The sequence below is a fragment of the Streptomyces griseus genome, from assembly GCF_001715295.1.
Classification (GTDB): Bacteria; Actinomycetota; Actinomycetes; order Streptomycetales; family Streptomycetaceae; genus Streptomyces; species Streptomyces griseus_G.
In genome coordinates, this window is sequence record NZ_MDKB01000003.1 from 742281 (window position 1) to 762917 (window position 20637).

18 protein-coding genes are annotated in these 20637 nt (G+C 72.6%); 3 read left to right on the forward strand and 15 right to left on the reverse strand.

Features of this window, described 5'->3' with window-relative positions:
* Positions 1–295: 295 nt before the first annotated feature.
* The 5 genes from BA175_RS19575 to BA175_RS19595 form a co-directional block, all read right to left on the reverse strand.
* The gene (locus BA175_RS19575; RefSeq protein ID WP_069172731.1) at positions 296–649 is read right to left on the reverse strand and encodes an MmcQ/YjbR family DNA-binding protein; all 354 of its coding nucleotides are present in this window, start codon (positions 647–649) and stop codon (positions 296–298) included.
* Positions 646–1929, reverse strand: coding sequence for a hemolysin family protein (locus tag BA175_RS19580; RefSeq protein ID WP_069172732.1), 1284 nt, complete (start codon positions 1927–1929; stop codon positions 646–648). Before BA175_RS19580 ends, BA175_RS19575 begins: the two co-directional genes overlap by 4 nt.
* Entirely contained in the window at positions 1926–2423 is a 498-nt protein-coding gene (ybeY, locus tag BA175_RS19585; RefSeq protein ID WP_069172733.1) for an rRNA maturation RNase YbeY, read from the reverse strand. The genes BA175_RS19580 and ybeY overlap by 4 nt, the downstream gene beginning before the upstream one ends.
* A 12-nt stretch (positions 2424–2435) precedes the next feature.
* On the reverse strand, positions 2436–3458 hold the full coding sequence (locus BA175_RS19590) for a PhoH family protein (RefSeq protein WP_069172734.1): 1023 nt from the start codon (positions 3456–3458) through the stop codon (positions 2436–2438).
* A 136-nt stretch (positions 3459–3594) separates the two neighbouring features.
* Positions 3595–4710, reverse strand: a complete 1116-nt coding sequence (locus BA175_RS19595) for a PfkB family carbohydrate kinase (protein WP_069172735.1) — start codon at positions 4708–4710, stop codon at positions 3595–3597.
* A 399-nt stretch (positions 4711–5109) separates the two neighbouring features.
* On the opposite strand from BA175_RS19595, the gene BA175_RS19600 reads away from it, so the two are divergent.
* The gene (locus BA175_RS19600; protein WP_069172736.1) at positions 5110–6468 is read left to right on the forward strand and encodes an MFS transporter; all 1359 of its coding nucleotides are present in this window, start codon (positions 5110–5112) and stop codon (positions 6466–6468) included.
* Here the strand turns inward: BA175_RS19600 and BA175_RS19605 are convergent.
* The 7 genes from BA175_RS19605 to hrcA all read right to left on the reverse strand — a co-directional run bounded on the left by BA175_RS19605 (position 6432) and on the right by hrcA (position 13092).
* Positions 6432–7424 (reverse strand): adenosine deaminase, encoded by a 993-nt coding sequence (locus tag BA175_RS19605; protein ID WP_069172737.1) that lies wholly within the window; start codon positions 7422–7424, stop codon positions 6432–6434. The two genes, BA175_RS19600 and BA175_RS19605, sit on opposite strands and share 37 nt — an antisense overlap.
* A 10-nt stretch (positions 7425–7434) precedes the next feature.
* Positions 7435–8343 carry a ribonuclease Z gene (locus tag BA175_RS19610; protein WP_069172738.1) on the reverse strand — a complete coding sequence of 303 codons (909 nt, stop codon included), beginning with the start codon at positions 8341–8343 and terminating at the stop codon, positions 7435–7437.
* A gap of 3 nt (positions 8344–8346) precedes the next feature.
* Positions 8347–8706 (reverse strand): histidine triad nucleotide-binding protein, encoded by a 360-nt coding sequence (locus tag BA175_RS19615; protein ID WP_069172739.1) that lies wholly within the window; start codon positions 8704–8706, stop codon positions 8347–8349.
* 168 nt (positions 8707–8874) lie between these two features.
* The gene (locus BA175_RS19620) at positions 8875–9621 is read right to left on the reverse strand and encodes a 16S rRNA (uracil(1498)-N(3))-methyltransferase (protein ID WP_069172740.1); all 747 of its coding nucleotides are present in this window, start codon (positions 9619–9621) and stop codon (positions 8875–8877) included.
* Entirely contained in the window at positions 9618–10691 is a 1074-nt protein-coding gene (locus BA175_RS19625; RefSeq protein ID WP_069172741.1) for a nitronate monooxygenase, read from the reverse strand. The genes BA175_RS19620 and BA175_RS19625 overlap by 4 nt, the downstream gene beginning before the upstream one ends.
* Before the next feature lie 244 nt (positions 10692–10935).
* Positions 10936–12075: a molecular chaperone DnaJ gene (gene dnaJ / locus BA175_RS19630; protein WP_069172742.1), complete on the reverse strand. Its 1140-nt coding sequence runs from the start codon at positions 12073–12075 to the stop codon at positions 10936–10938.
* Entirely contained in the window at positions 12076–13092 is a 1017-nt protein-coding gene (gene hrcA, locus BA175_RS19635) for a heat-inducible transcriptional repressor HrcA (protein ID WP_069172743.1), read from the reverse strand.
* Positions 13093–13257: 165 nt separating this feature from the next.
* Between hrcA and BA175_RS19640 the strand changes: the two genes are divergently transcribed.
* Both BA175_RS19640 and BA175_RS19645 read left to right on the forward strand, forming a co-directional pair.
* Entirely contained in the window at positions 13258–13980 is a 723-nt protein-coding gene (locus BA175_RS19640) for an MBL fold metallo-hydrolase (protein ID WP_069172744.1), read from the forward strand.
* Positions 13981–14062: 82 nt separating this feature from the next.
* Positions 14063–14881, forward strand: a complete 819-nt coding sequence (locus BA175_RS19645; protein WP_069172745.1) for a DUF3097 domain-containing protein — start codon at positions 14063–14065, stop codon at positions 14879–14881.
* A gap of 48 nt (positions 14882–14929) precedes the next feature.
* Here the strand turns inward: BA175_RS19645 and hemW are convergent, their stop codons facing one another.
* The 3 genes from hemW to BA175_RS19660 form a co-directional block, all read right to left on the reverse strand.
* Entirely contained in the window at positions 14930–16162 is a 1233-nt protein-coding gene (hemW, locus tag BA175_RS19650) for a radical SAM family heme chaperone HemW (RefSeq protein WP_069173120.1), read from the reverse strand.
* A 64-nt stretch (positions 16163–16226) separates the two neighbouring features.
* Positions 16227–18158, reverse strand: coding sequence for an ATP-binding SpoIIE family protein phosphatase (locus tag BA175_RS19655; RefSeq protein ID WP_069172746.1), 1932 nt, complete (start codon positions 18156–18158; stop codon positions 16227–16229).
* A gap of 316 nt (positions 18159–18474) precedes the next feature.
* Positions 18475–20364, reverse strand: a complete 1890-nt coding sequence (locus BA175_RS19660; protein ID WP_069172747.1) for an AMP-dependent synthetase/ligase — start codon at positions 20362–20364, stop codon at positions 18475–18477.
* Between the last annotated feature and the right edge of the window lie 273 nt (positions 20365–20637).

The following is a 20637-nucleotide window of genomic DNA, read 5'->3' on the forward strand; positions in this document are numbered from 1 at the left end:
GCATACGAAGGCGGTGCGCCCCCTCCCGGCAACGGGGTCGCTCCTCTCCCACGTGGCCCGCCCGGCGGCGCGGGCGCTCGTGCCGGGAGGGGGTCACCGGTCCGCGCCGCCCCTCCTGCGAGGCGCGTCCCCGGCGTCCCGCCTCGGTGCCGGTGCGGGCAGCGGGCGTGCGGCACGAGGACACGGCCCACCGTGCCGGTGCCCCCGGCGGGACGGACCCGGCGTGCGGGAGGCCGTCGAGCACCTCGCGGACCGGGCCGCAGGGCCGCCCGGGTGCGGCGGCCCTGCGGTCGCGCTACGGCCGGTCCAGGCGCAGCCGTTCCGCTTTCGGGAGTCCGGCCACCACGAGGTCGTAGCTGTCCTCGACGAGCTCCCGGACCATGCGGTCCGGCAGCCCGGAGACCGTGACCGTGTTCCAGTGCCGCTTGTTCATGTGATAGCCGGGCACGATCGCGGAGTGCTCCTCCCGGAGCCGCAGGGCCTCGTCGGGGTCGCACTTGAGATTGACCGTGAGGGGCCTCGCGTCCAGGGCGCTGAGCGCGAACATCTTCCCGAGCACCTTGAACACGGAGGTCCCGGGCCCGAACGGGAACTCCTCCGCGCTGGCCTCGAACTCCAGGCAGAGCGCGCGCAGCTGCTCGGGTGTCATTCCGCTTCCGTCCCCTCCGGTTCGGCCAGCACCGTGACGATCTTGTTCCGGCGGCCGGCCGGCGACTCGGCGGTCAGGCGGATCTTCCGCCCGTCGGGGAGCTCGACCACGGACGAGGCGCCGGCGATCGGCACCCGCCCGAGCGCCTTGGCCAGCAGACCGCCGACCGTCTCCACGTCCTCGTCGTCGTACTCGTCGAGCCCGAAGAGCTCGCCGAGGTCGCCGATGTCGAGCCTGGCGGTCACCCGGTAGCAGCCGTTCTCCAGCTCCTGGACGGGCGGGAGTTCGCGGTCGTACTCGTCGGTGATCTCGCCGACGATCTCCTCCAGGATGTCCTCGATGGTGACGATGCCGGCCGTGCCGCCGTACTCGTCGATGACGACGGCGACGTGGCTGCGCTCCTGCTGCATCTCGCGCAGCAGGTCACCGGCGTTCTTCGTGTCGGGCACGAACGCGGCGGGGCGCATCGCCGTGGAGACCAGGTCGGCCTCCGCCTCCCGGTTGATGTGCGTCTTGCGGACCAGGTCCTTGAGGTAGACGATCCCGACGATGTCGTCCTCGTTCTCCCCGGTGACCGGGATGCGCGAGAAGCCGGAGCGCAGGGCGAGGGTCAGGGCCTGCCGGACCGTCTTGTAGCGCTCGATGGCGACCAGGTCGGTGCGGGGCACCATCACCTCGCGTACGAGCGTGTCCCCCAGTTCGAAGACGGAGTGCACCATGCGGCGCTCCTCGTCCTCGATGAGCGACTCCTGCTCCGCGAGGTCGACCATCGCCCGCAGTTCGGCCTCACTGGCGAAGGGGCCCTTGCGGAAGCCCTTGCCGGGTGTGAGGGCGTTGCCGAGGAGGATGAGGAGCTGCGGGACCGGGCCCATGATCCTGGCCAGCGGCAGCAGGACGTACGCCGCCGCCGTAGCCGTGTTCAGCGGGTGCTGACGGCCGATGGTGCGCGGCGAGACCCCGATGGCGACGTAGCTGACGAGGACCATGACCCCCATGGCGACGGCCAGCGCCTGCCAGGTCTCGGAGAACTCCTGCAGGCAGGCGTAGGTGACGAGCACCCCTGCCGACATCTCGCAGGCGACCCGGACGAGCAGCGCCACGTTGAGGTAGCGGGTGGGGTCGGCGGCCACCTGCTCCAGCTTCGCACTGCCCCGCCGCCCGGAGCGCACGGCTTCCGCCGCCCGGAAACTGGACGTGCGGGCGATACCGGCCTCGGCGCACGCCGCCAGCCAGCCGACGACGATCAGCAGGACCGCGCCCGAGACGAGAGGGACGCTCACGAGACGGTGGGGGCGGGGGACGGCCCGGTCAGCCCGTGCTCACCGCGCCAGCCGTCGACGATCGCCGCCTGGAGCCCGAACATCTCGGCCTTCTCGTCCGGCTCCTCGTGGTCGTACCCGAGGAGGTGCAGCACTCCGTGGACGGTGAGCAGCTGGAGCTCCTCGTCCATGGAGTGCCGGGTCGGCGCCTCCTCGCCCTGCTTCTTCGCGACCTCAGGGCAGAGCACGATGTCACCGAGGAGGCCCTGCGGGGGCTCCTCGGTGTCCTTGGACGGCGGGCGCAGCTCGTCCATCGGGAAGGACATGACGTCCGTCGGCCCCGGGAGGTCCATCCACTGGATGTGGAGCTGCTCCATGGCCGCGGTGTCCACCACGATCACCGAGAGTTCGGACAGGGGATGGATGCGCATCCGGGCGAGCGCGTAGCGGGCGATGTCGAGGATCGCCTGCTCGTCGACCTCGGTTCCGGACTCGTTGTTGACGTCGATCGACATGGTGCGCTGCGACTACTTCCCGTTGCGGCCGTCACGGCCCTCTGCGATGTCGTACTTCTCGTACGCGTCGACGATACGGCCGACCAGCTTGTGCCGGACGACGTCCTGGGAGGTGAGCCGTGAGAAGTGCACGTCGTCCAGGCCCTCCAGGATCTCCTGGACCTGGCGCAGGCCGCTCTTGGTGCCGCTCGGCAGGTCGACCTGGGTGACGTCGCCGGTGACGACGATCTTCGAGTCGAAGCCGAGCCGGGTGAGGAACATCTTCATCTGCTCGGCGCTGGTGTTCTGCGCCTCGTCCAGGATGATGAAAGCGTCGTTCAGCGTACGGCCGCGCATGTACGCCAGCGGCGCGACCTCGATCGTGCCCGCGGCCATGAGCCGGGGGATCGAGTCGGGGTCGAGCATGTCGTGCAGGGCGTCGTACAGCGGGCGCAGGTACGGGTCGATCTTGTCGAAGAGGGTGCCGGGCAGGAAACCGAGCCGCTCCCCCGCCTCGACGGCGGGTCTGGTCAGGATGATCCGGCTGACCTGCTTGGACTGCAGGGCCTGGACCGCCTTGGCCATGGCGAGGTAGGTCTTGCCGGTGCCCGCGGGGCCGATACCGAAGACGACGGTGTGCTTGTCGATGGCGTCGACGTAGCGCTTCTGGTTGAGCGTCTTGGGGCGGATCGTGCGGCCGCGGCTGGACAGGATGTTCTGCGTCAGCACCTCCGCGGGGGTCTCGGCGCCGTCCCCCTCGCCGTTCTCGCTCGCCCTGAGCATGGCGATCGAGCGTTCCACAGCGTCCTCCGTCATCGGCAGCCCGGTGCGGAGCACCAGCACCATCTCGTCGAACAGGCGCTGGATCAGGGCGACGTCCGCCGCGTTTCCAGTCGCACTGACCTCGTTGCCCCGGACATGGATATCGACGGCCGGGAACGCCGTTTCGATCACGCGAAGCAGGGAGTCGCCCGATCCCAGGAGCATCACCATGGGGTGTGCGGCCGGAATGCTGATCTGGGCGCGCGCCTGCGGCGGTGTGGGTGACTGAGTCATGGGCCGGCCCTCGGGCCTGCGCATACCTCCTTGTACAGGGCAGTCGCCGGTCGACGGCCTCTGGACTCCAAGCGTACGACTCCCCACCGACAACACCGAGCGGTTTACCGGGTGATCGTCCGGCGGTCCCCGCCCGTCACTGCCGGAAGCCGATCGTGGGCACGGCCCGGCGCAGCGGCCAGCCACGGCTCGCGGCGGGCAGCAAGTCGTCGAGGAACGCGTACCGCTCCAGTGCCGCCGGGTCCTGGCCGGCGCAGGTGCGTACCCGCTGCCACCAGGCGGCGATCTCGGCCCAGCCGGGTGCGGACAGCGATCCGCCGAACTCCTGTACGGAGAGGGCCGCGGTGAGTCCGGCGAAGGCGAGGCGGTCGGCGAGCGGCCAGCCCGCCAGCGTGCCGGTGACGAACCCGGCGACGAAGACGTCGCCCGCTCCGGTGGGATCCAGGGCCTCCACCTCGATGGCGGGCACCTCGGCCGCGGCCCCGGTCTCCCGGTCCACGGCGTACGCACCCTCCGCCCCCAGGGTGACCACGGCGAGCGGCACCCGCTCGGCCAGGGCGTGGGCGGCCGCGCGGGGGCACGTGGTGCGGGTGTAGCGCATGGCCTCCTCGGCGTTGGGGAGGAAGGCCAGGCAGTGCCCGAGGTCGGGCAGCGCGTCCAGGTCCCAGCGGCCGGTCTCGTCCCAGCCGACGTCGGCGAAGAGGAGGGCGCCGTTACGGGCCGCGCCCGCCACCCAGGGCTCGCTGCGGCCGGGGGTCAGCGAGGCGATGGCGGCGCGGGCGCGTGGCGGGCAGTGCGGGAAGGTCCGGCCGGGCAGGGCGGGGGTGGCCGGTGCGGGCGCCTCGTGGCCGTGCGAGACCATGGTGCGCTCGCCCTCGTACGCCATGGAGACGGTGACCGGCGAGTGCCAGCCGGGAATCGTGCGCGACATGGACAGGTCGATGCCCTCCCCCTGCTGGAGGGCGTCCCAGCAGTACTCGCCGTAGTGGTCGTCGCCGAACGCGGCGGCCAGCGAGGTGCGCAGGCCGAGTCGGGCGAGCGCGGTGGCCATGTTGGCGACGCCGCCGGGGCTGGATCCCATGCCTCGGGCCCAGGACTCGGTGCCGCGGACCGGAGCGCTGTCCAGGCCCGTGAAGATGATGTCCAGGAAGACCGTGCCCGTCAGGAAGACGTCGCAGGCGGGGTCCTGCGGGGCGCGCAGCCCGAGCAGGGGGTCGAGCAGCGGGTCGCTGCCTGTGTGGTCCGTGCTCACCGTGCGCTCCCCGGCCGTGGTCGATCTGGACAGTGCGAGTTTCGGCCAGTGTGCCGGAAGTCGGGCGGCATCCGGGGGGTCCGCGGGCGGTGTGCGCATACGCGCTCCGACCTGCTCCCGACCCGCTCCCACCTGCGCAAACTTGCGGTATTACCCGGTCGAAAAACACGTAAACCCGAAAGTGACTCACATCACAGCGACGCGGCTTTCCGTGCGCTGTACGCGCTTGATACAAATTGGCCCGCGAGCACCGTTCGGGACAGTTGACGACGAGTGCCGCGTCTCCCGCTTTTTCCCGCTTCGCCCTCCCCTGCCTTCGTGCGGCTCCACGCCCCCGCCTCACCCCCGCTCTGCCCTCCCCTGCCTTCTGCCTCTTCTGGCACGTCCTCAGGAACGCCCATGTCCTCGCGCCCGCGCGCCGCGTGGCCCTTGGTCGCCGTGTTCACCGCCGGTTACCTCGCCGCCTATCTCCTCCCCACCATCGTCGGCCGCCTCAGCGTCTACCTGGGGCTGACCTCCGCCCAGGCCGGCCTGGTCGGCAGCGCCCTGCTGCTGAGTTCGGCATCAGCCGGTTTCGCCCTGGCGGGACGCGTCGAGCGGTACGGGTCCCGCCGGCCCGCACGGGCCGGCCTGGTCCTGGCCGCGCTGGGTTACGGCTGCGCGGCACTGACCGGCTCGGTGCCTCTCGTGGTCGCGGGCGTGGTGATCGGCGGGCTCGGCTCCGGAACGGCGACCGCGGTCGCCGCGGCCGGCATCGCCGCGCAGCGCGATCCGCACCGCACCTCGTCACTGGGGCTGCTGAGCGTCTCGGCGACGGCGGGCGCCCTCTACCTGACCGTCCCCCACCTGGGCGGCGGTCACCGGCTGCCCTTCGCCTCGATCGCCCTGGTCGCGCTCCTCGTCTGGCCGGCCACCTCCCGGCTCGGCGGCCCGCTGCCCGCGGGCGCGGCCCCGGGTGTGCAGGGACGGCTGCCGCACCGGCGGTCGGGCCTGGTGCTCGCGGGCGGCATGCTCGTCTGGTCCATGTCCCAGAACGCCCTGTGGGGGGTGAGCAGCCGCATCGGCGCCGTACAGGTGGGGCTGTCCGAAGTGACGATCGGCGCGGTGTTCGCCGCGGCGCTCGGGGCCGGCCTGCTCGGGGTCATGGGCGCCGGGATGCTGGGGGCGCGGCTCGGCCGGGCCGTGCCGATCGGCGTCGGCACGATGATCATCGCGGCGAGCATCGTGCTCAGCTCGTCGGCCGAGGGGCTCGGCTCGTTCGCGACCGGCGAGATCGTGTGGAACACCTTCTACCCGGTGGTCCTGTCCTACCTCATCGGTCTGGCCGCCTCGCTGGACGTCCGCGGCCGCTGGGCCGTCCTCGCGGGCTCGGCGGCGTCCGTGGGCACGGCGTGCGGCCCCGTGCTGGGCAGTGTGCTCTCCGAGCAGGCGGGCTACGCCGTGATGGGCCTGATCCTGGGAACGGCCACGCTGCTGGTCGCCGCCCCGGTCACCGCCGTCGCGCTGCACACCGGCGGCCGTCCGCTGGTCCCCGGCTCGGTACGGCGCCGCGGCGGCGCCCCGGCGGCGCTGCTCGCCGCGACGACCGGCAGCCTGTCCGGCGCGGTACCCAAGCTGGGTGCGCCGGAGCAGGCGGTCACGGAGATCAGCGTGCCCGGTCTGCGCCGCCGGCGGCTGGTCAGGAGCGCGTTCCGAACGGCCGGTCCCGCGGGCGGGTCCGGTCAGTCGAACGCGTACGCCTCGACCTCGGAGAGGTAGCGCGCCCTGCGCTCCTCGTCGTGGTCGAGGAAGGCCGCCTCGAAGGAGTTGCGCGCCAGGGTGCGCAGCTGTTCGCGGTCCAGGCCGAGGGCCTCCTGGACGGCCCGGAAGGTGTCCCCGGCGTAGCCGCCGAAGTAGGCGGGGTCGTCGGAGTTCACCGTGCAGAGCAGTCCGGCGGCCATCATGGCCGGCAGCGGATGGTCCTCCAGGACGTCGACCGCGCGCAGCCGTACGTTGGACAGCGGGCAGAGCGTGAGCGGCACGCGTTCGGCGACCAGCCGCTCCACCAGCTCGGGGTCCTCCATGCAGCGCAGCCCGTGATCGACGCGCTCGACGCCCAGGACGTCCAGGGCCTCGGTGATGTAGGAGGGCGGCCCCTCCTCGCCGGCGTGCGCGACCTTGCGCAGGCCGAGGGCCCCGGCCGCCTCGTACACCTCGCGGAACGCTGCGGGCGGGTGGCCGACCTCGGCGGAGTCGAGGCCGACGGCGCTGATGCGGTGGAGGTAGGGCTTGGCGGCCTCCAGGGTCTCCAGGGCCGACTCGGCGGACTTGTCGCGCAGGAAGCACATGATGAGCTGCGTCGAGACGCCGTGCGTCTCCTCGCTGCGCTCCAGCGCCCTGCCGAGCCCTTCGATCACGGTGCCGATCGGGACGCCGCGGTCGGTGTGGGCCTGCGGGTCGAAGAAGATCTCCGCGTGCCGGACACCCTGGGCAGCGGCCCGGGCGAGGTAGGCGTCGGCCAGCTCGGTGAAGTCGTCCTCGGTGCGCAGGACGGCCATGAGCGCGTAGTACAGGTCGAGGAAGCTCTGCAGGTCGTCGAAGAGGTAGGCGGTACGCAGCTCCTCGGTGTCCGCGTAGGGCAGGTCCACGCCGTTGCGCGCGGCGAGGGCGAAGGCCAGCTCGGGTTCGAGGGTCCCTTCGATGTGGAGGTGGAGCTCTGCTTTGGGGAGGTGCACGGGATTCCCGTCACTGGTGTCGGGTGGGTACGGGGACCGTGATCAGGTCCTTCGCGATGGTCAGTTCGCCCTCGTAGCCGGCGGCCCTGGCCTGGTGCTCGAAGGCGTCCGGGTCGGGGTAGCGCTGCGAGAAGTGCGTCAGCACGAGATGCCGCACACCGGCCTCCCGCGCAACCCCGGCCGCCTGCCCGGCGGTGAGGTGGCCGTGGTCGGCGGCGAGGCGGGCGTCCTCGTCGAGAAAGGTCGACTCGATGACCAGCATGTCGCACCCTTCGGCGAGCGCGTGGGCGCCGTCGCAGAGCCGGGTGTCCATGACGAAGGCGAACCGCTGCCCGCGCCGGTGCTCGGACACCTCGTCGAGGGTCACACCGCGCAGGACGCCCTCCCGCTGGATCCGCCCGACGTCGGGTCCGGCGATGCCGTGCTCGGCGAGCTTCGCGGGCAGCATGCGCCGCCGGTCGGGCTCGGTCAGGCGGTAGCCGTAGGACTCGACAGGATGCGAGAGCAGGTGGCTGTCCAGGGTGTAGGCGTCCGTGGTGGCGAGGACGCCGTCGGCGGCGACGGGTGCCTCCGCCAGATCCGCGGACGCGCGGTAGGCGGTCGCGTACCGCAGCCGGTCGAAGTAGTGCTGCCCGCTCGCCGGGAAGTGGGCGGTGACGGTGTGCGGCACCTGGTCGAGGCTGATCCGCTGGATCACCCCGGCCAGGCCCAGCGAGTGGTCGCCGTGGAAGTGCGTGACGCAGATCCGGTCGATGTCGTGCGCGGCGACGCCCGCCCTCACCATCTGGCGCTGGGTTCCCTCGCCCGGGTCGAAGAGGATGCCCTCGCCGTCCCAGCGCAGCAGGTAGCCGTTGTGGTTGCGGTGGCGGGTCGGGACCTGGCTCGCGGTGCCGAGGACGACGAGTTCTCGTGCGGACACGGGCTAACCGGGGGGCCACTGCATCCCGCGTCCGCCCATGACGTGGGCGTGCGCGTGGAAGACGGTCTGGCCGGCCCCGGTACCGGTGTTGAGGATGATGCGGTAGCCACTGCCGACGATGCCCTCGTCGGCGGCGACGAGTCCGGCCTCGCGCAGCACGTCGGCGGCGATCTGCGGCTCGGCGGCGGCGAGCGCGGCGGCGTCCGGGTAGTGCGCCTTCGGGATGACCAGGACGTGCGTGGGGGCCTGGGGGTTTATGTCGCGGAAGGCGACGGTCGTGTCGCTCTCGCGGACGATGGTCGCCGGGATCTCGCCCGTAACGATCCTGCAGAACAGGCAGTCGGTCTGCGGCTCTCCCGCCATGGCCCGGCCTCCTCGGTCGTCTCTCTCGGTGATCGTGCTCCGTGCCCGCCGTACCGGCCGGCGCCGGCGGTCCCGCGCGTCGCACGGACCGTGATCAGTACACCGGCATGCTAGCGGGCCGTGTCCGCCCGGTGGTGGCGGCTACGGCCCGCCCGGCAGGCGGGGTCCTCAGCCCCAGCGCCCCGTGCGCCCCATCAGCAGCGCGGCGGCGGCCGTCCCCGCCGTCGAGGTGCGCAGCACGCTGGGGCCGAGCCGGTAGGGCGGCGCTCCCGCGGCGGCGAAGGCGGCGAGCTCCTGGGGGGACACTCCGCCCTCCGGTCCCACCACCAGCACGATCGAGCCCCGGCCCGGGAGCGGGGCGGTCGCCAGCGCCGCGCTGCCGCTCTCCCGGTCCTCGTGCAGGACTCCCGCGAAGTCCGCGGTGGCGAGCAGCGCGGCGACCTGCTTGGTCGACATGACCTCCGCCACCTCGGGAAACCTCACCCGTCGCGACTGCTTCCCCGCTTCGCGGGCGGTACTGCGCCACTTGGCCAGGGACTTGAGTCCGCGGTCGCCCTTCCACTGCGTGATGCACCGGGACGCCTGCCAGGGGACGATCGCGTCGACGCCCGTCTCGGTCATCGTCTCCACGGCGAGTTCCCCGCGGTCCCCCTTGGGCAGGGCCTGGACGACGGTGATGAACGGGGTGGGCGCGGGCGCCTCGCGCACCGGCTCCAGGCCGGTGAGCAGCAGCCGGTCCTTGCCCTCGGCCGCGCGTACGACTCCCTCGGCCCACCGGCCCCGCCCGTCGGTCAGGACGACGTCCTCCCCGGGGTTCAGCCGCTTCACGGAGACGGCGTGCCGCCCCTCGGGACCGTCCAGGGTGAACTCCCGCCCATCGGGCATCTGTTCGACGACGAAGACCGGTGCCGTCACCGGGCACTCCTCCCACTCACTGCCGCACGCGCGGCTTCCGTTTCGGCGGCGAGCAGGTGCACGAGTTCCCCGGCGGGCAGCTCGCGTGCCATCCGGTGGCCCTGGCCCGCCCACAGGGCCATGCCCTGGGCGTCCCCGCTCTTCGCGGCGGCCTTGCGTAGACCGCTGGTCAGCTGGTGCACCTGCGGGTAGGCGGCGGGGGCGTACCGGCCGTGCTCGCGTACGAACCGGTTGACCAGCCCGCGCGCCGGGCGGCCGGTGAAGGCGCGGGTCAGGGCCGTCGTCACGAACAGCGGGTCGGTCAGGGCCTGCTTGTGCAGCGGGTGGGCTCCCGACTCGGGGCAGGCGAGGAACGCCGTCCCCAGCTGCGCCGCCTCCGCGCCGGCCGCCAGGACCGCCGTGATCTGGGAACCGCGCATCAGCCCGCCGGCCGCGACCAGGGGCAGCGTGACGGCCTCGCGGACCTCCGCGACGAGCGTGAGCAGCCCGGTGCCGGTGAGGCCGCCCTGCGGATCGTCGCGGTGCGTGGACCGGTGTCCGCCCGCCTCGGTGCCCTGGACGCAGACCGCCCGGGCGCCCGCCCACTGTGCGTTGCGCGCCTCCTGGGCGGAGGTGACCGTCACGACGGTGAACGTCCCGGCCTCCGCGAAGGCGTCGAGCACCTCCCGGGCCGGGCAGCCGAAGGTGAAAGAGACCACGGGCACGGGGTCCTCGAGCAGGATGGCGACCTTGGCCTCGTAGCCGTCGTCGCCGTCGGCGTCGGGGTCGCCGAGCGGGGTCTCGTACCAGGAGGCCTCACCGGCGAGCTGGTGGCGGTACACCTCGACGGCGCTCGGGTCGGCGAGCAGCTGCTGGGGCATGAACAGGTTGACGCCGAAGGGCCGGCCGGTCAGCCGCCGCACGTCTTTGACCTCGTTGTACATCCCGTCCGCCGTCTTGTACCCGGCGGCGAGGAAGCCGAGGGCCCCCGCCTCGGCGACGGCCCCGGCGAGCTGCGGGCCGGAGACGCCACCCGCCATCGGGGCCTGCACGATCGGATACCGGCAGAGATCGGTCAGCGCCAAGGACATGCCCGCATCGTGCCACGTCCGGTGCACCGTGCCGAATCAGCCGTTTTCCGCATCCCGGCCGGGCACCCCCGTGCCACCGCTCCGCCCGCCGGTGAGGAACCGGCGGGCGGAGCGGTGGCACGGTCGGGGCGGGCGTCCGAGCGGCTCCCCGGGGTGGTGCTTCGGCGCCCTCCGGCGTGGTGCGGCGGTCGTCCCCGTCGCCGCTGCGGGCGCCAGGGCACCGCCGACGGCCCGCCGTCAGGCGTCAACGGCCGTTGAAAGCGTCCTTCAGCCGGGAGAAAAGGCCCTGCTGACCTGGCTGGAACTGGCCGGTGGGCCGCTCCTCGCCACGCAGCTTCGCCAGCTCCCGCAGCAGGCGCTCCTGCTCGGGGTCCATCTTCGTCGGCGTCATGACCTCGACGTGCACGATCAGGTCGCCGCGTCCGCCGCCCCGCAGGTGCGTGATGCCGCGCCCGTGCAGCGGGACCGACTGGCCGGACTGGGTGCCCGGCCGGATGTCGATCTCCTCCAGGCCGTCGAGCGTCTCCAGGGGCACCTGGGTGCCCAGCGCGGCGGCCGTCATCGGAATGGTGACCGTGCAGTGGAGGTCGTCGCCGCGGCGCTGGAACACGGCGTGCGAGACCTCGTGGATCTCGACGTAGAGGTCGCCGGCGGGGCCGCCGCCGGGGCCGACCTCGCCCTCACCCGCGAGCTGGATGCGCGTGCCGTTGTCGACACCCGCGGGGATCTTCACGGTCAGGGTGCGCCGCGAGCGGATGCGGCCGTCGCCGGCGCACTCGGGGCACGGGGTCGGCACGACCGTGCCGAAGCCCTGGCACTGCGGGCAGGGCCGCGAGGTCATGACCTGGCCGAGGAAGGACCGGGTGACCTGGGAGACCTCGCCGCGGCCGCGGCACATGTCACAGGTCTGAGCGGAGGTGCCGGGAGCGGCGCCCTCGCCGCTGCAGGTCGTACAGACGACGGCCGTGTCGACCTGGATGTCCTTGGTGGTGCCGAAGGCCGCCTCGTTGAGGTCGATCTCCAGCCGGATCATGGCGTCCTGGCCGCGCCGGGTGCGCGACCGGGGACCGCGCTGCGTGGCGTTGCCGAAGAACGCGTCCATGATGTCGCTGAAGTTGCCGAAACCCCCGGCGCCGAAGCCGCCGGCCCCACCGCCGCCGCCCGACTGGGAGAGCGGGTCCCCGCCCAGGTCGTAGACCTGCTTCTTCTGCGGGTCCGACAGCACCTCGTAAGCGGCGTTGATCTCCTTGAACCGCTCCTGGGTCTTCGGATCCGGGTTGACATCCGGGTGCAGCTCGCGGGCGAGTCTGCGGAATGCCTTCTTGATCTCGTCCTGGGAAGCGTCGCGGCGCACGCCGAGTACGGCGTAGTAGTCCGTGGCCACTTACGACTCCGCCAGGATCTGTCCGACGTAACGTGCCACTGCGCGTACCGCTCCCATCGTTCCGGGGTAGTCCATGCGGGTCGGTCCGACCACGCCGAGTTTGGCGACTGCCTCGTCGCCCGAACCGTAGCCGACCGCGACGACGGACGTGGCGTTGAGGCCCTCGTGGGCGTTCTCGTGCCCGATCCGTACGGTCATGCCCGAGTCCGTCGCCTCACCGAGCAGCTTCAGCAGCACGACCTGCTCCTCCAGTGCCTCCAGCACCGGCCGGATCATCACAGGGAAGTCGTGCCCGAAGCGGGTGAGGTTGGAGGTGCCGCCGATGATGAGCCGCTCCTCCGTCTCTTCGACCAGAGTCTCGAGAAGAACGGAGAGCACCGTGGACACGGTTCCCCGGTCCTCGCTCTCGAAGGACTCCGGCAGGTCCTGCACCAGATGCGGGACATCCGAGAAACGGCGTCCGACGACCCGGCTGTTGAGCCGGGCCCGCAGATCTGCCAGGGAGGTGTCCCCGAACGGTGCAGGGCAGTCGATCATACGCTGTTCGACCCGGCCCGTGTCCGTGATCAGTACGAGCATCAGCCGGGCCGGGGCCAGGGACAGCAGCTCCACATGGCGCACCGTCGAGCGGGTCAGCGAGGGGTACTGCACGACGGCGACCTGCCGGGTCAGCTGCGCGAGCAGCCGCACCGTACGGCCCACGACGTCGTCGAGGTCGACCGCGCCGTCGAGGAAGTTCTGGATGGCCCGGCGCTCCGGCGACGACAGGGGCTTGACGCCCGCGAGCTTGTCGACGAAGAGGCGGTAGCCCTTGTCCGTGGGGATGCGCCCCGCACTGGTGTGCGGCTGGGCGATGAAGCCCTCTTCCTCCAGCACCGCCATGTCGTTGCGGACGGTGGCCGGGGAGACTCCCAGCCTGTGCCGCTCCGTGAGCGCCTTCGAGCCGACGGGCTCCTCGGTGCCGACGTAGTCCTGGACGATGGCGCGCAGCACCTCGAGTCTGCGTTCACTGAGCACGGCGCACACCTCCAGCTGTGGTTCTTCGGCGTCAGCCTGGCACTCTGCGCGTTCGAGTGCCAGCAATTCCCCCGGCCAGTGTACGGGGGCGGGGTGGCCCCGGGGCAAGGGTGACCGGACGGGCCGTCGCGGGACCGCGCGGGCCGTTGCGGATAGCGTCGTCGTATGGACGTCTCTTGGGAAGAGTTCGGCTGGGAGCGGTTGGGCGACGGTACGGGGCGGCGGCGCCTTCCCGTCTGGGACGCGACGGTCTCCCTGGTGGCGGGAGCGGACGGCGTACTGCTCCACGACACCGGTGCGACGCTCCGGGAGGGGGTGGAACTGCGGACCCAGGTGCAGGCCATGCTCGGCCGCAGGGTGACGCATATCGCACTCAGCCACCCGCACTTCGATCACGTACTGGGCACCGCCGCGTTCGCCGGGGCGGAGGTCTACGGCGCGGTCGGGACGGCCGGCCTGCTGCGGCACGGCGCAGGGGAGCTGCGCGAGGACGCGCTGCGTCACGGTATGAGCGAGGACGACGCCGTCACGGCGACCGACGCCCTGGTGGTGCCGCACCACCAGGTGAGCGGTGAGCTGACGCTCGATCTGGGCGGCGGCCTGCAGGTCCTGCTGGCCAACGTGGGTCCGGGCCACAGCGGCCACGACCTGGCGGTGCTGGTGCCCGGCTCCCCCGTGGTCGTGCTCTGCGGCGATCTGGTCGAGGAGTCCGGCGAGCCGCAGGCGGGCCCGGACGCCGTCCCCTCCCACTGGCCGGCCGCCCTGGACCGGCTGCTGGAGCTGGGCGGCGAGGACGCGCTGTACGTGCCGGGGCACGGAGCCGTCGTGGACGCCGCGTTCGTACGGGCGCAGCGCGACGCGCTGGCCCGCCGTTTCGGCATGTCGTGAAGGGTCCGCCTGGTCACCGCCCGGCCCCCCACGGCGTCGCATGACGGGCCCCCCGCGCCGCCCCGCCGTTTATCGTCGTGCCATGCGCAGCTACCAGCAGGATCTGACCCCGCCGTGGAAGAGGTCCGCCCCCGTCCCCGAGGTACCCGCCGAGCCCGATCTGGTCGTGGAGGAGGTCGCCACCGGCTTCTGCGGCGCGGTGATCCGCTGCGAGAAGACGGCCCAGGGGCCGACGGTCACGCTGGAGGACCGGTTCGGCAAGCACCGGGTGTTCCCGATGGAACCGCGCGGCTTCCTGCTGGAGGGCAGGGTGGTCACCCTCGTACGCCCGTCGGCCGGCGGGCCCGCCCGGCTTGCCCGTACGGCCTCCGGCTCGGTGGCCGTCCCGGGGGCGCGGGCGCGGGTGGCCCGGGCCGGCCGGATCTATGTGGAGGGCCGCCACGACGCCGAGCTGGTCGAGCGGGTCTGGGGCGACGACCTGCGCGTCGAAGGGGTCGTCGTGGAGTACCTGGAGGGCATCGACGACCTGCCGGCGATCGTCCGGGAGTTCGGGCCGGGGCCGGACGCCCGGCTCGGGGTGCTGGTCGACCACCTGGTGCCGGGGTCCAAGGAGTCCCGCATCGCCGCCCAGGTCACGGACGGCGACGTCCTGGTCGTGGGGCACCCGTACATCGACGTCTGGGAGGCCGTGAAGCCGTCGTCCGTGGGCATCGACGCGTGGCCGGTGGTGCCGCACGGCCAGGACTGGAAGACGGGGGTGTGCCGCGCGCTGGGATGGCCGGAGAACACGGGTGCCGCGTGGCAGCACATCCTGTCCCGGGTCCGCTCCTACAAGGATCTGGAACCGCAGTTGCTCGGCCGGGTCGAGGAGCTGATCGACTTCGTCACCGTCCCGGCCTGAGCGGGGGGCCGGAGGGGCGGGAGGCCCCCCGGGGAGCCGGAGCCGGCCTCAGTCCACCAGGTCCCGCACCACGGCATCGGCCAGCAGCCGCCCGCGCAGGGTGAGGACCGCGCGCCCCTCCTCGTACGGACCGCTCTCCAGCAGCCCGTCCGTCACGGCCCGGCCGGCCGCCGCGAGACCGGAGGGAGCGAGCAGGGACAGCGGGCACCCCTCGACGAGGCGCAGCTCCAGCAGGATGCGCTCGACCCGGCGGTCCTCGTCCCCGAGGATCTCCCGCCCGGCTCCGGGCGAACGCCCCTCGGCCAGGGCCTGCGCGTACGCTCCGGGGTGCTTCACGTTCCACCAGCGCACGCCGCCGACGTGGCTGTGCGCCCCGGGGCCGGCGCCCCACCAGTCGGCGCCGCGCCAGTACAGCTCGTTGTGCAGGCAGCGGCCCTCGGGCGTGCGGGACCAGTTCGACACCTCGTACCAGGAGAACCCGGCGGCGGCCATCGCCTCGTCGGCGATGAGGTAGCGGTCGGCGTGGACGTCGTCGTCCGTCATCGGGACCTCGCCGCGCCGGATGCGCCGGGCGAGCTGGGTGCCCTCCTCGACGATCAGCGCGTACGCCGACACGTGGTCGGGGCCGGCGCCGATCGCCGCGTCCAGCGAGGCCCGCCAGTCGTCGTCGGACTCGCCCGGGGTGCCGTAGATCAGGTCGAGGTTGACGTGCTCGAAGCCGGCCGCGCGGGCCTCGGCGACGCAGGCCTCGGGCCTGCCCGGGGTGTGGGTGCGGTCCAGGATCTTCAGGACGTGCTGCCGGGCGCTCTGCATGCCGAAGGAGACGCGGTTGAAGCCGCCCTCCCGCAGCACCGACAGATAGGCCGGGTCGACGGACTCCGGATTGGCCTCCGTGGTGATCTCGGCGTCGTCGGCGAGCCCGAACTCCTCGCGGATCGCGGCGAGCATCCGGACGAGGTCGGCGGCGGGCAGCAGGGTCGGCGTACCGCCGCCGACGAAGACGGTGCGGACCGGGCGCGGGTCGTCGCCGAGCACCTTGCGGGCCTGGCGGACCTCCTCGGTCAGGTGCGCCGCGTAGTTCGTCCGGGAGGCCAGTGCCCCGCCGGAACCACGCAGCTCCGTGGCGGTGTAGGTGTTGAAGTCGCAGTAGCCGCAGCGGGTGGCGCAGTACGGCACGTGCAGGTAGAAGCCGAGCGGACGGCCGGCGGCGCCTTCCAGGGCATGGCGGGGCAGCGCCCCGTCGTCGGGCACGGGCTCACCATCGGGCAGTACGGAAGGCATACCGTCCATTGTCACTCGCCCGCGGAGTTCCCCGGTCCAGACCCGGCGACGTTCCCGCCGCCCCTCAGCCGACCTGGAGCACGAGCAGGGCCAGGTCGTCGTCGGGCGGGCGCACGGCGAAGGCGTGGACGGCCCGCTTGATCCGGTCGGCGATCCCGTCGGCGGACAGCCCCGCGCAGCCGGCCAGGGCCCGCGCGAGACCGTCCCCGTCGTCGAACATCTGCCGTCCCGAGCGCCGCTCGGTCACTCCGTCGGTCACGCAGAGAAGGCTGTCGCCGAGGGCCAGGTCGAAGCTCTGGCTCTCGTACGCGACGTCCTCGACGATCCCGAGCAGCACCTGCGGCTCGGCGGCCGTGTGGACGGAGCCGTCCGGGCGCAGCAGCAGCGGGAGCGGGTGGCCGGCGCTCGCCACGGTGCAGCGCACCCCGCCGTCCGGGAGCGGGACGAGGTCGCCGTAGAGCAGGGAGAGGAAGCGCGACTGGGAGCCGTCCTGGGCGGGCGGCCCGCTGCGGCCGCGCAGGCCGTCCTGGATCTGCTGCCCACCCGCCGCCGCGACCATCAGGGCGGCGGCCTCGGCGGCCTCCATCGCGTCGTCCAGCAGGAGCCGGTTGAGCCGGTCGAGCACCTCGCCGACGCGGAAGCCCTCGCGGGACAGCAGCCGCAGCCACGGGCGGGCGAGGCCGGTCACGACGGCGGCCTCGGGGCCACTGCCCTGCACGTCGCCGAGGACGAAGCACCAGCGTCCGCCGGGACACGGGAAGAGGTCGTTGAAGTCGCCGCCGACCACCCCGTCGTCGCCGGGTTCGTACACCAGCGCGCTGCTGACCCCGGGTATCTCGGCCACCTTGCTGGGCAGCAGCCCGCGCTGCAGGATGCGGCTGATGGTGGCCTGGCGGGTGTACGCGCGTGCGGCGCCCACGGCGAGGCCGACCCGGCGTACGAAGTCCGCGAGGAGCACGGCCACCTCCTCGGGGAACTGCGCCACGCCCGCGCGGCCCGTCAGGACGACGCCGAGGGTGCGGCCGCCCGAGGTGATGCGGTGGGCGAGCGCGGCTCCGCCAGCGCGCTCCGGCATGGCCTCACCGGGCCACGGCACGGGTACGGGGGCGGTGCCGACGCTGCCGGGCAGGCGGAGCGGGTCCTTCTCCAGCGCCGGGCGTAGCAGCTCGCTCCGGGCCTCGTCGCGGTGCCAGACCCCGGCGAGGCGAGGGGCGGCAGCCGGGCCGGGACCGTCGCTCTCCAGCCAGATCGCGCACCAGTCCGCGAGCCTGGGCACCAGGAGCTGTCCGGCCGTCGACGCCACGAGGTCCTCGTCGAGCTGGCCCGCGAGCATGTCGGAGGCCTCGGCCAGGAAGGAGAGCGCCCCGCCGCCTGCCCAGCCGGCGTCGTCGTGTTCGGCGTGCCGGGCCGTGGGGGCGAGGACCCCGGCGGCGCGCAGACCGCGCCGCCGGGCGGCCTCCTCGGCCGGCGACGGCCCGGGCAGGCCCTCCCGGTCGTCGGCCGGGAGGCGTGCCCAGACGGTCTTGAGGCCGGTGCGGTAGGTGATGCCCCAGGATTCGGCGAGGGTGGCGACGAGCTGGAGGCCCCGGCCGTACTCGGCGGGATCGGGCCGCTCGGCCCCTCCGTCGCGCACCGAGCGGGCGGGGTGGTGGTCGGTGATCTCCAGCACCAGCGCGGCGGGCTCCTGCCCGGCGGCGTCCTCCAGCCTCAGGAGCAGCTCGACCGTCGTACCGGCGTGCACGACGGCGTTGGTGACCAGTTCGTTGGCCACGGTCACGGCGTCGTCGGTGAGCCGGTCGCCGAACCCTCCGGCGGAGGGCAGGCCGAGCGCGGTCCAGTCGGCGAGCGCCGCACGGACGAACCGCCGGCCCGCCGAGGGGGCCTGCGGGATTCCGGGCAGGCTCGTCCGCGTGACCAGACGCGGGTCGTCGCCCTGACCGGCGACGAGGGATCCGGGACGGTGCGCGATGTCCCGTTGCAAGGGTATGGGCCCCACGGTGCGGCTCCTGACCGTTCTCTCGAAACGCCGCTGGCGTCTACGACAGAGTGACAGACCGGCCGCGCCCGTAAGCACCGAGTGACCGAAGTGGCCGGAGCCAGGACGCGAGGAGCCGCACGACGGGCGGGGCCGACGGCTGCTCACGCGCCCACCGGCCCCGCCCCTCACCTGCTCTTCTTCCGTTGTCCCCCCGGGTTGCCCCTGCGCTCCCTCTGTTCTCCCCCTGCGCTTCCGCCACCCGCCCGCGTCGTGCCCCGCTCGGCCGCCCACGTCCCGTTCGGGGCTTTCCGGGCGCTGGGCCGGTTCCGTCGGCTCAGGCCTCGCGGGAACCCGCGTACATGTCGTCGATCAGGTCCTGGTACTCGCGCTCGACGACCGGCCGCTTCAGCTTGAGGCTGGGGGTCAGTTCGCCGTGCTCGATGTCGAGGTCGCGGGGCAGCAGACGGAACTTCTTGATGGTCTGCCAGCGCTGCAGACCCTCGTTGAGCTCCTTCACATAACCCTCGACGAGCTCCACCGCCTGCGGGGAGGCCACCACGTCCGCGTACGGCTTGCCGCCCAGGCCGTTCTCCTTCGCCCAGCCGAGGATCGTCGCCTCGTCGAGCGCGATGAGGGCGGTGCAGAAGTTACGGTCCGCGCCGTGCACGAGGATGTTGGAGACGTACGGGCACACCGCCTTGAACTGGCCTTCGACCTCTGCCGGGGCGATGTACTTGCCGCCGGACGTCTTGATCAGGTCCTTCTTGCGGTCGGTGATCCGCAGGTAGCCGTCCTGGGAGAGCTCGCCGATGTCACCGGTGTGGAACCAGCCGTCGGACTCCAGCACCTCCGCGGTCTTCTCGGGCAGCCGGTGGTAGCCCTCCATGATGCCGGGGCCGCGCAGGAGGATCTCGCCGTCGTCCGCGATCCGCACCTCGGTACCGGGGAGCGGCTTGCCCACGGTCCCGGTGCGGTACGCCTCGCCCCTGTTGACGAAGGAGGCGGCGCTGGACTCGGTGAGTCCGTAGCCCTCGAGGATGTGGATCCCGGCACCGGCGAAGAAGAGGCCGATGTCGGGGGCGAGCGCGGCGGAACCGGAGATGCAGGCGCGGAGCCGGCCTCCGAAGGCCTCACGGATCTTCGAGAAGACCAGGGCGTCGGCGACCTTGTGCCGGGCGCTGAGGCCGAACGGCACGGAGGCGTTGCCGGTGCGGCGGAAGTTGTCCTGCGACACCGTCGCGTACTCGCGGGCGACACCGGCCGCCCACTGGAAGATCTTGTACTTGGCACCGCCGCCGGCCCGGGCCTTGGCCGCGACACCGTTGTAGACCTTCTCGAAGATGCGGGGGACGGCCGCCATGTAGGTCGGCTGGACCACCGGGAGATTGTCGATGATCTTGTCGACCCGGCCGTCGACCGCCGTGACGTGGCCGACCTCGATCTGGCCGGAGGTGAGGACCTTGCCGAAGACGTGGGCCAGCGGCAGCCAGAGGTACTGGGTGTCGTCCGCGTTGATCATTCCCGTGGCCACGGTCGCCTTGGCCATGTACGACCAGTTGTCGTGCGGCAGCCGTACACCCTTGGGACGGCCGGTGGTGCCCGAGGTGTAGATGATGGTCGCCAGCTGGTCGGCCGTGATGGCGGCGACCCGCTCGGTGACCGCCTCCGGCTTGTCCGCCAGGTAGGCGTTCCCCCGGGCCTCCAGCTCGGCCAGGGTGACGATCCAGCCTTCGGGATCACCCTCGGCGGGCTCGGCCCCGGCCGGGTCGATCACGACGACGTGGGCCAGGCCGGGCAGGTCCCCACGGCGCTCCCGGGCCTTCGCCAACTGGACGGCGTCCTCGGCGATCAGCACCCGGCTGTCGGAGTCGGCCAGGATGAAGGCGGATTCCTCGGCGTTGGTGGACGGATAGACCGTCGTGGTCGCGGCACCGGCGCACATCACCCCGAGGTCGGCCAGGATCCATTCGACCCGGGTGGAGGAGGCGAGCGCGACCCGCTCCTCGGGCCCGACGCCCAGACCGATCAGACCGGCGGCGATCGCGTAGACCCTCTCGGCGGCCTGCGCCCAGGTCAGCGACTTCCACTCGTCCGGGCCCTGACCCGACGGGGACGGCACCGGGTAGCGGTAGGCCTCCCCCTCCGGCGTGGCCGCCACACGGTCGATGAAGAGAGTCGCCACGGAGGGCGGCCGATTATCGATCAAGGTCAGATTGTCGCTCACGACGTCCTCCGGGCCTGCGGCATTGCTACGACCGGCTGCTGGTTGCTGCTGCTTGGGGGGTCCTGGTTCTCGTTCCCGCTCGACCTGCTTGTTTAACTGGCGAGTAACTAACGGGTGGTGATCAGAGTAGAGCGCACGGGACCGCGGCGTAAGGGGCAACAGGCCGCCGGTTCATAACGAACGGGCCCCCGCGCCGCCGAGTCTGCGGCGCGGGGGCCCGTGCTGCTACCCGGGCGTGGCGGGTGACGCGAGATACGGCTCCCTGTGCGGCAT

Coding starts and splice junctions, on each gene's coding strand:
- BA175_RS19575 (WP_069172731.1), bottom strand. CDS start 649: ATGACACCCGAGCAGCTGCGCGCGCTCTGCCTGGAGTTCGAGGCCAGC.
- ybeY (WP_069172733.1), bottom strand. CDS start 2,423: ATGTCGATCGACGTCAACAACGAGTCCGGAACCGAGGTCGACGAGCAG.
- BA175_RS19590 (WP_069172734.1), bottom strand. CDS start 3,458: ATGACTCAGTCACCCACACCGCCGCAGGCGCGCGCCCAGATCAGCATT.
- BA175_RS19600 (WP_069172736.1), top strand. CDS start 5,110: ATGTCCTCGCGCCCGCGCGCCGCGTGGCCCTTGGTCGCCGTGTTCACC.
- BA175_RS19615 (WP_069172739.1), bottom strand. CDS start 8,706: ATGGCGGGAGAGCCGCAGACCGACTGCCTGTTCTGCAGGATCGTTACG.
- BA175_RS19625 (WP_069172741.1), bottom strand. CDS start 10,691: ATGTCCTTGGCGCTGACCGATCTCTGCCGGTATCCGATCGTGCAGGCC.
- BA175_RS19640 (WP_069172744.1), top strand. CDS start 13,258: ATGGACGTCTCTTGGGAAGAGTTCGGCTGGGAGCGGTTGGGCGACGGT.
- BA175_RS19645 (WP_069172745.1), top strand. CDS start 14,063: ATGCGCAGCTACCAGCAGGATCTGACCCCGCCGTGGAAGAGGTCCGCC.
- hemW (WP_069173120.1), bottom strand. CDS start 16,162: ATGCCTTCCGTACTGCCCGATGGTGAGCCCGTGCCCGACGACGGGGCG.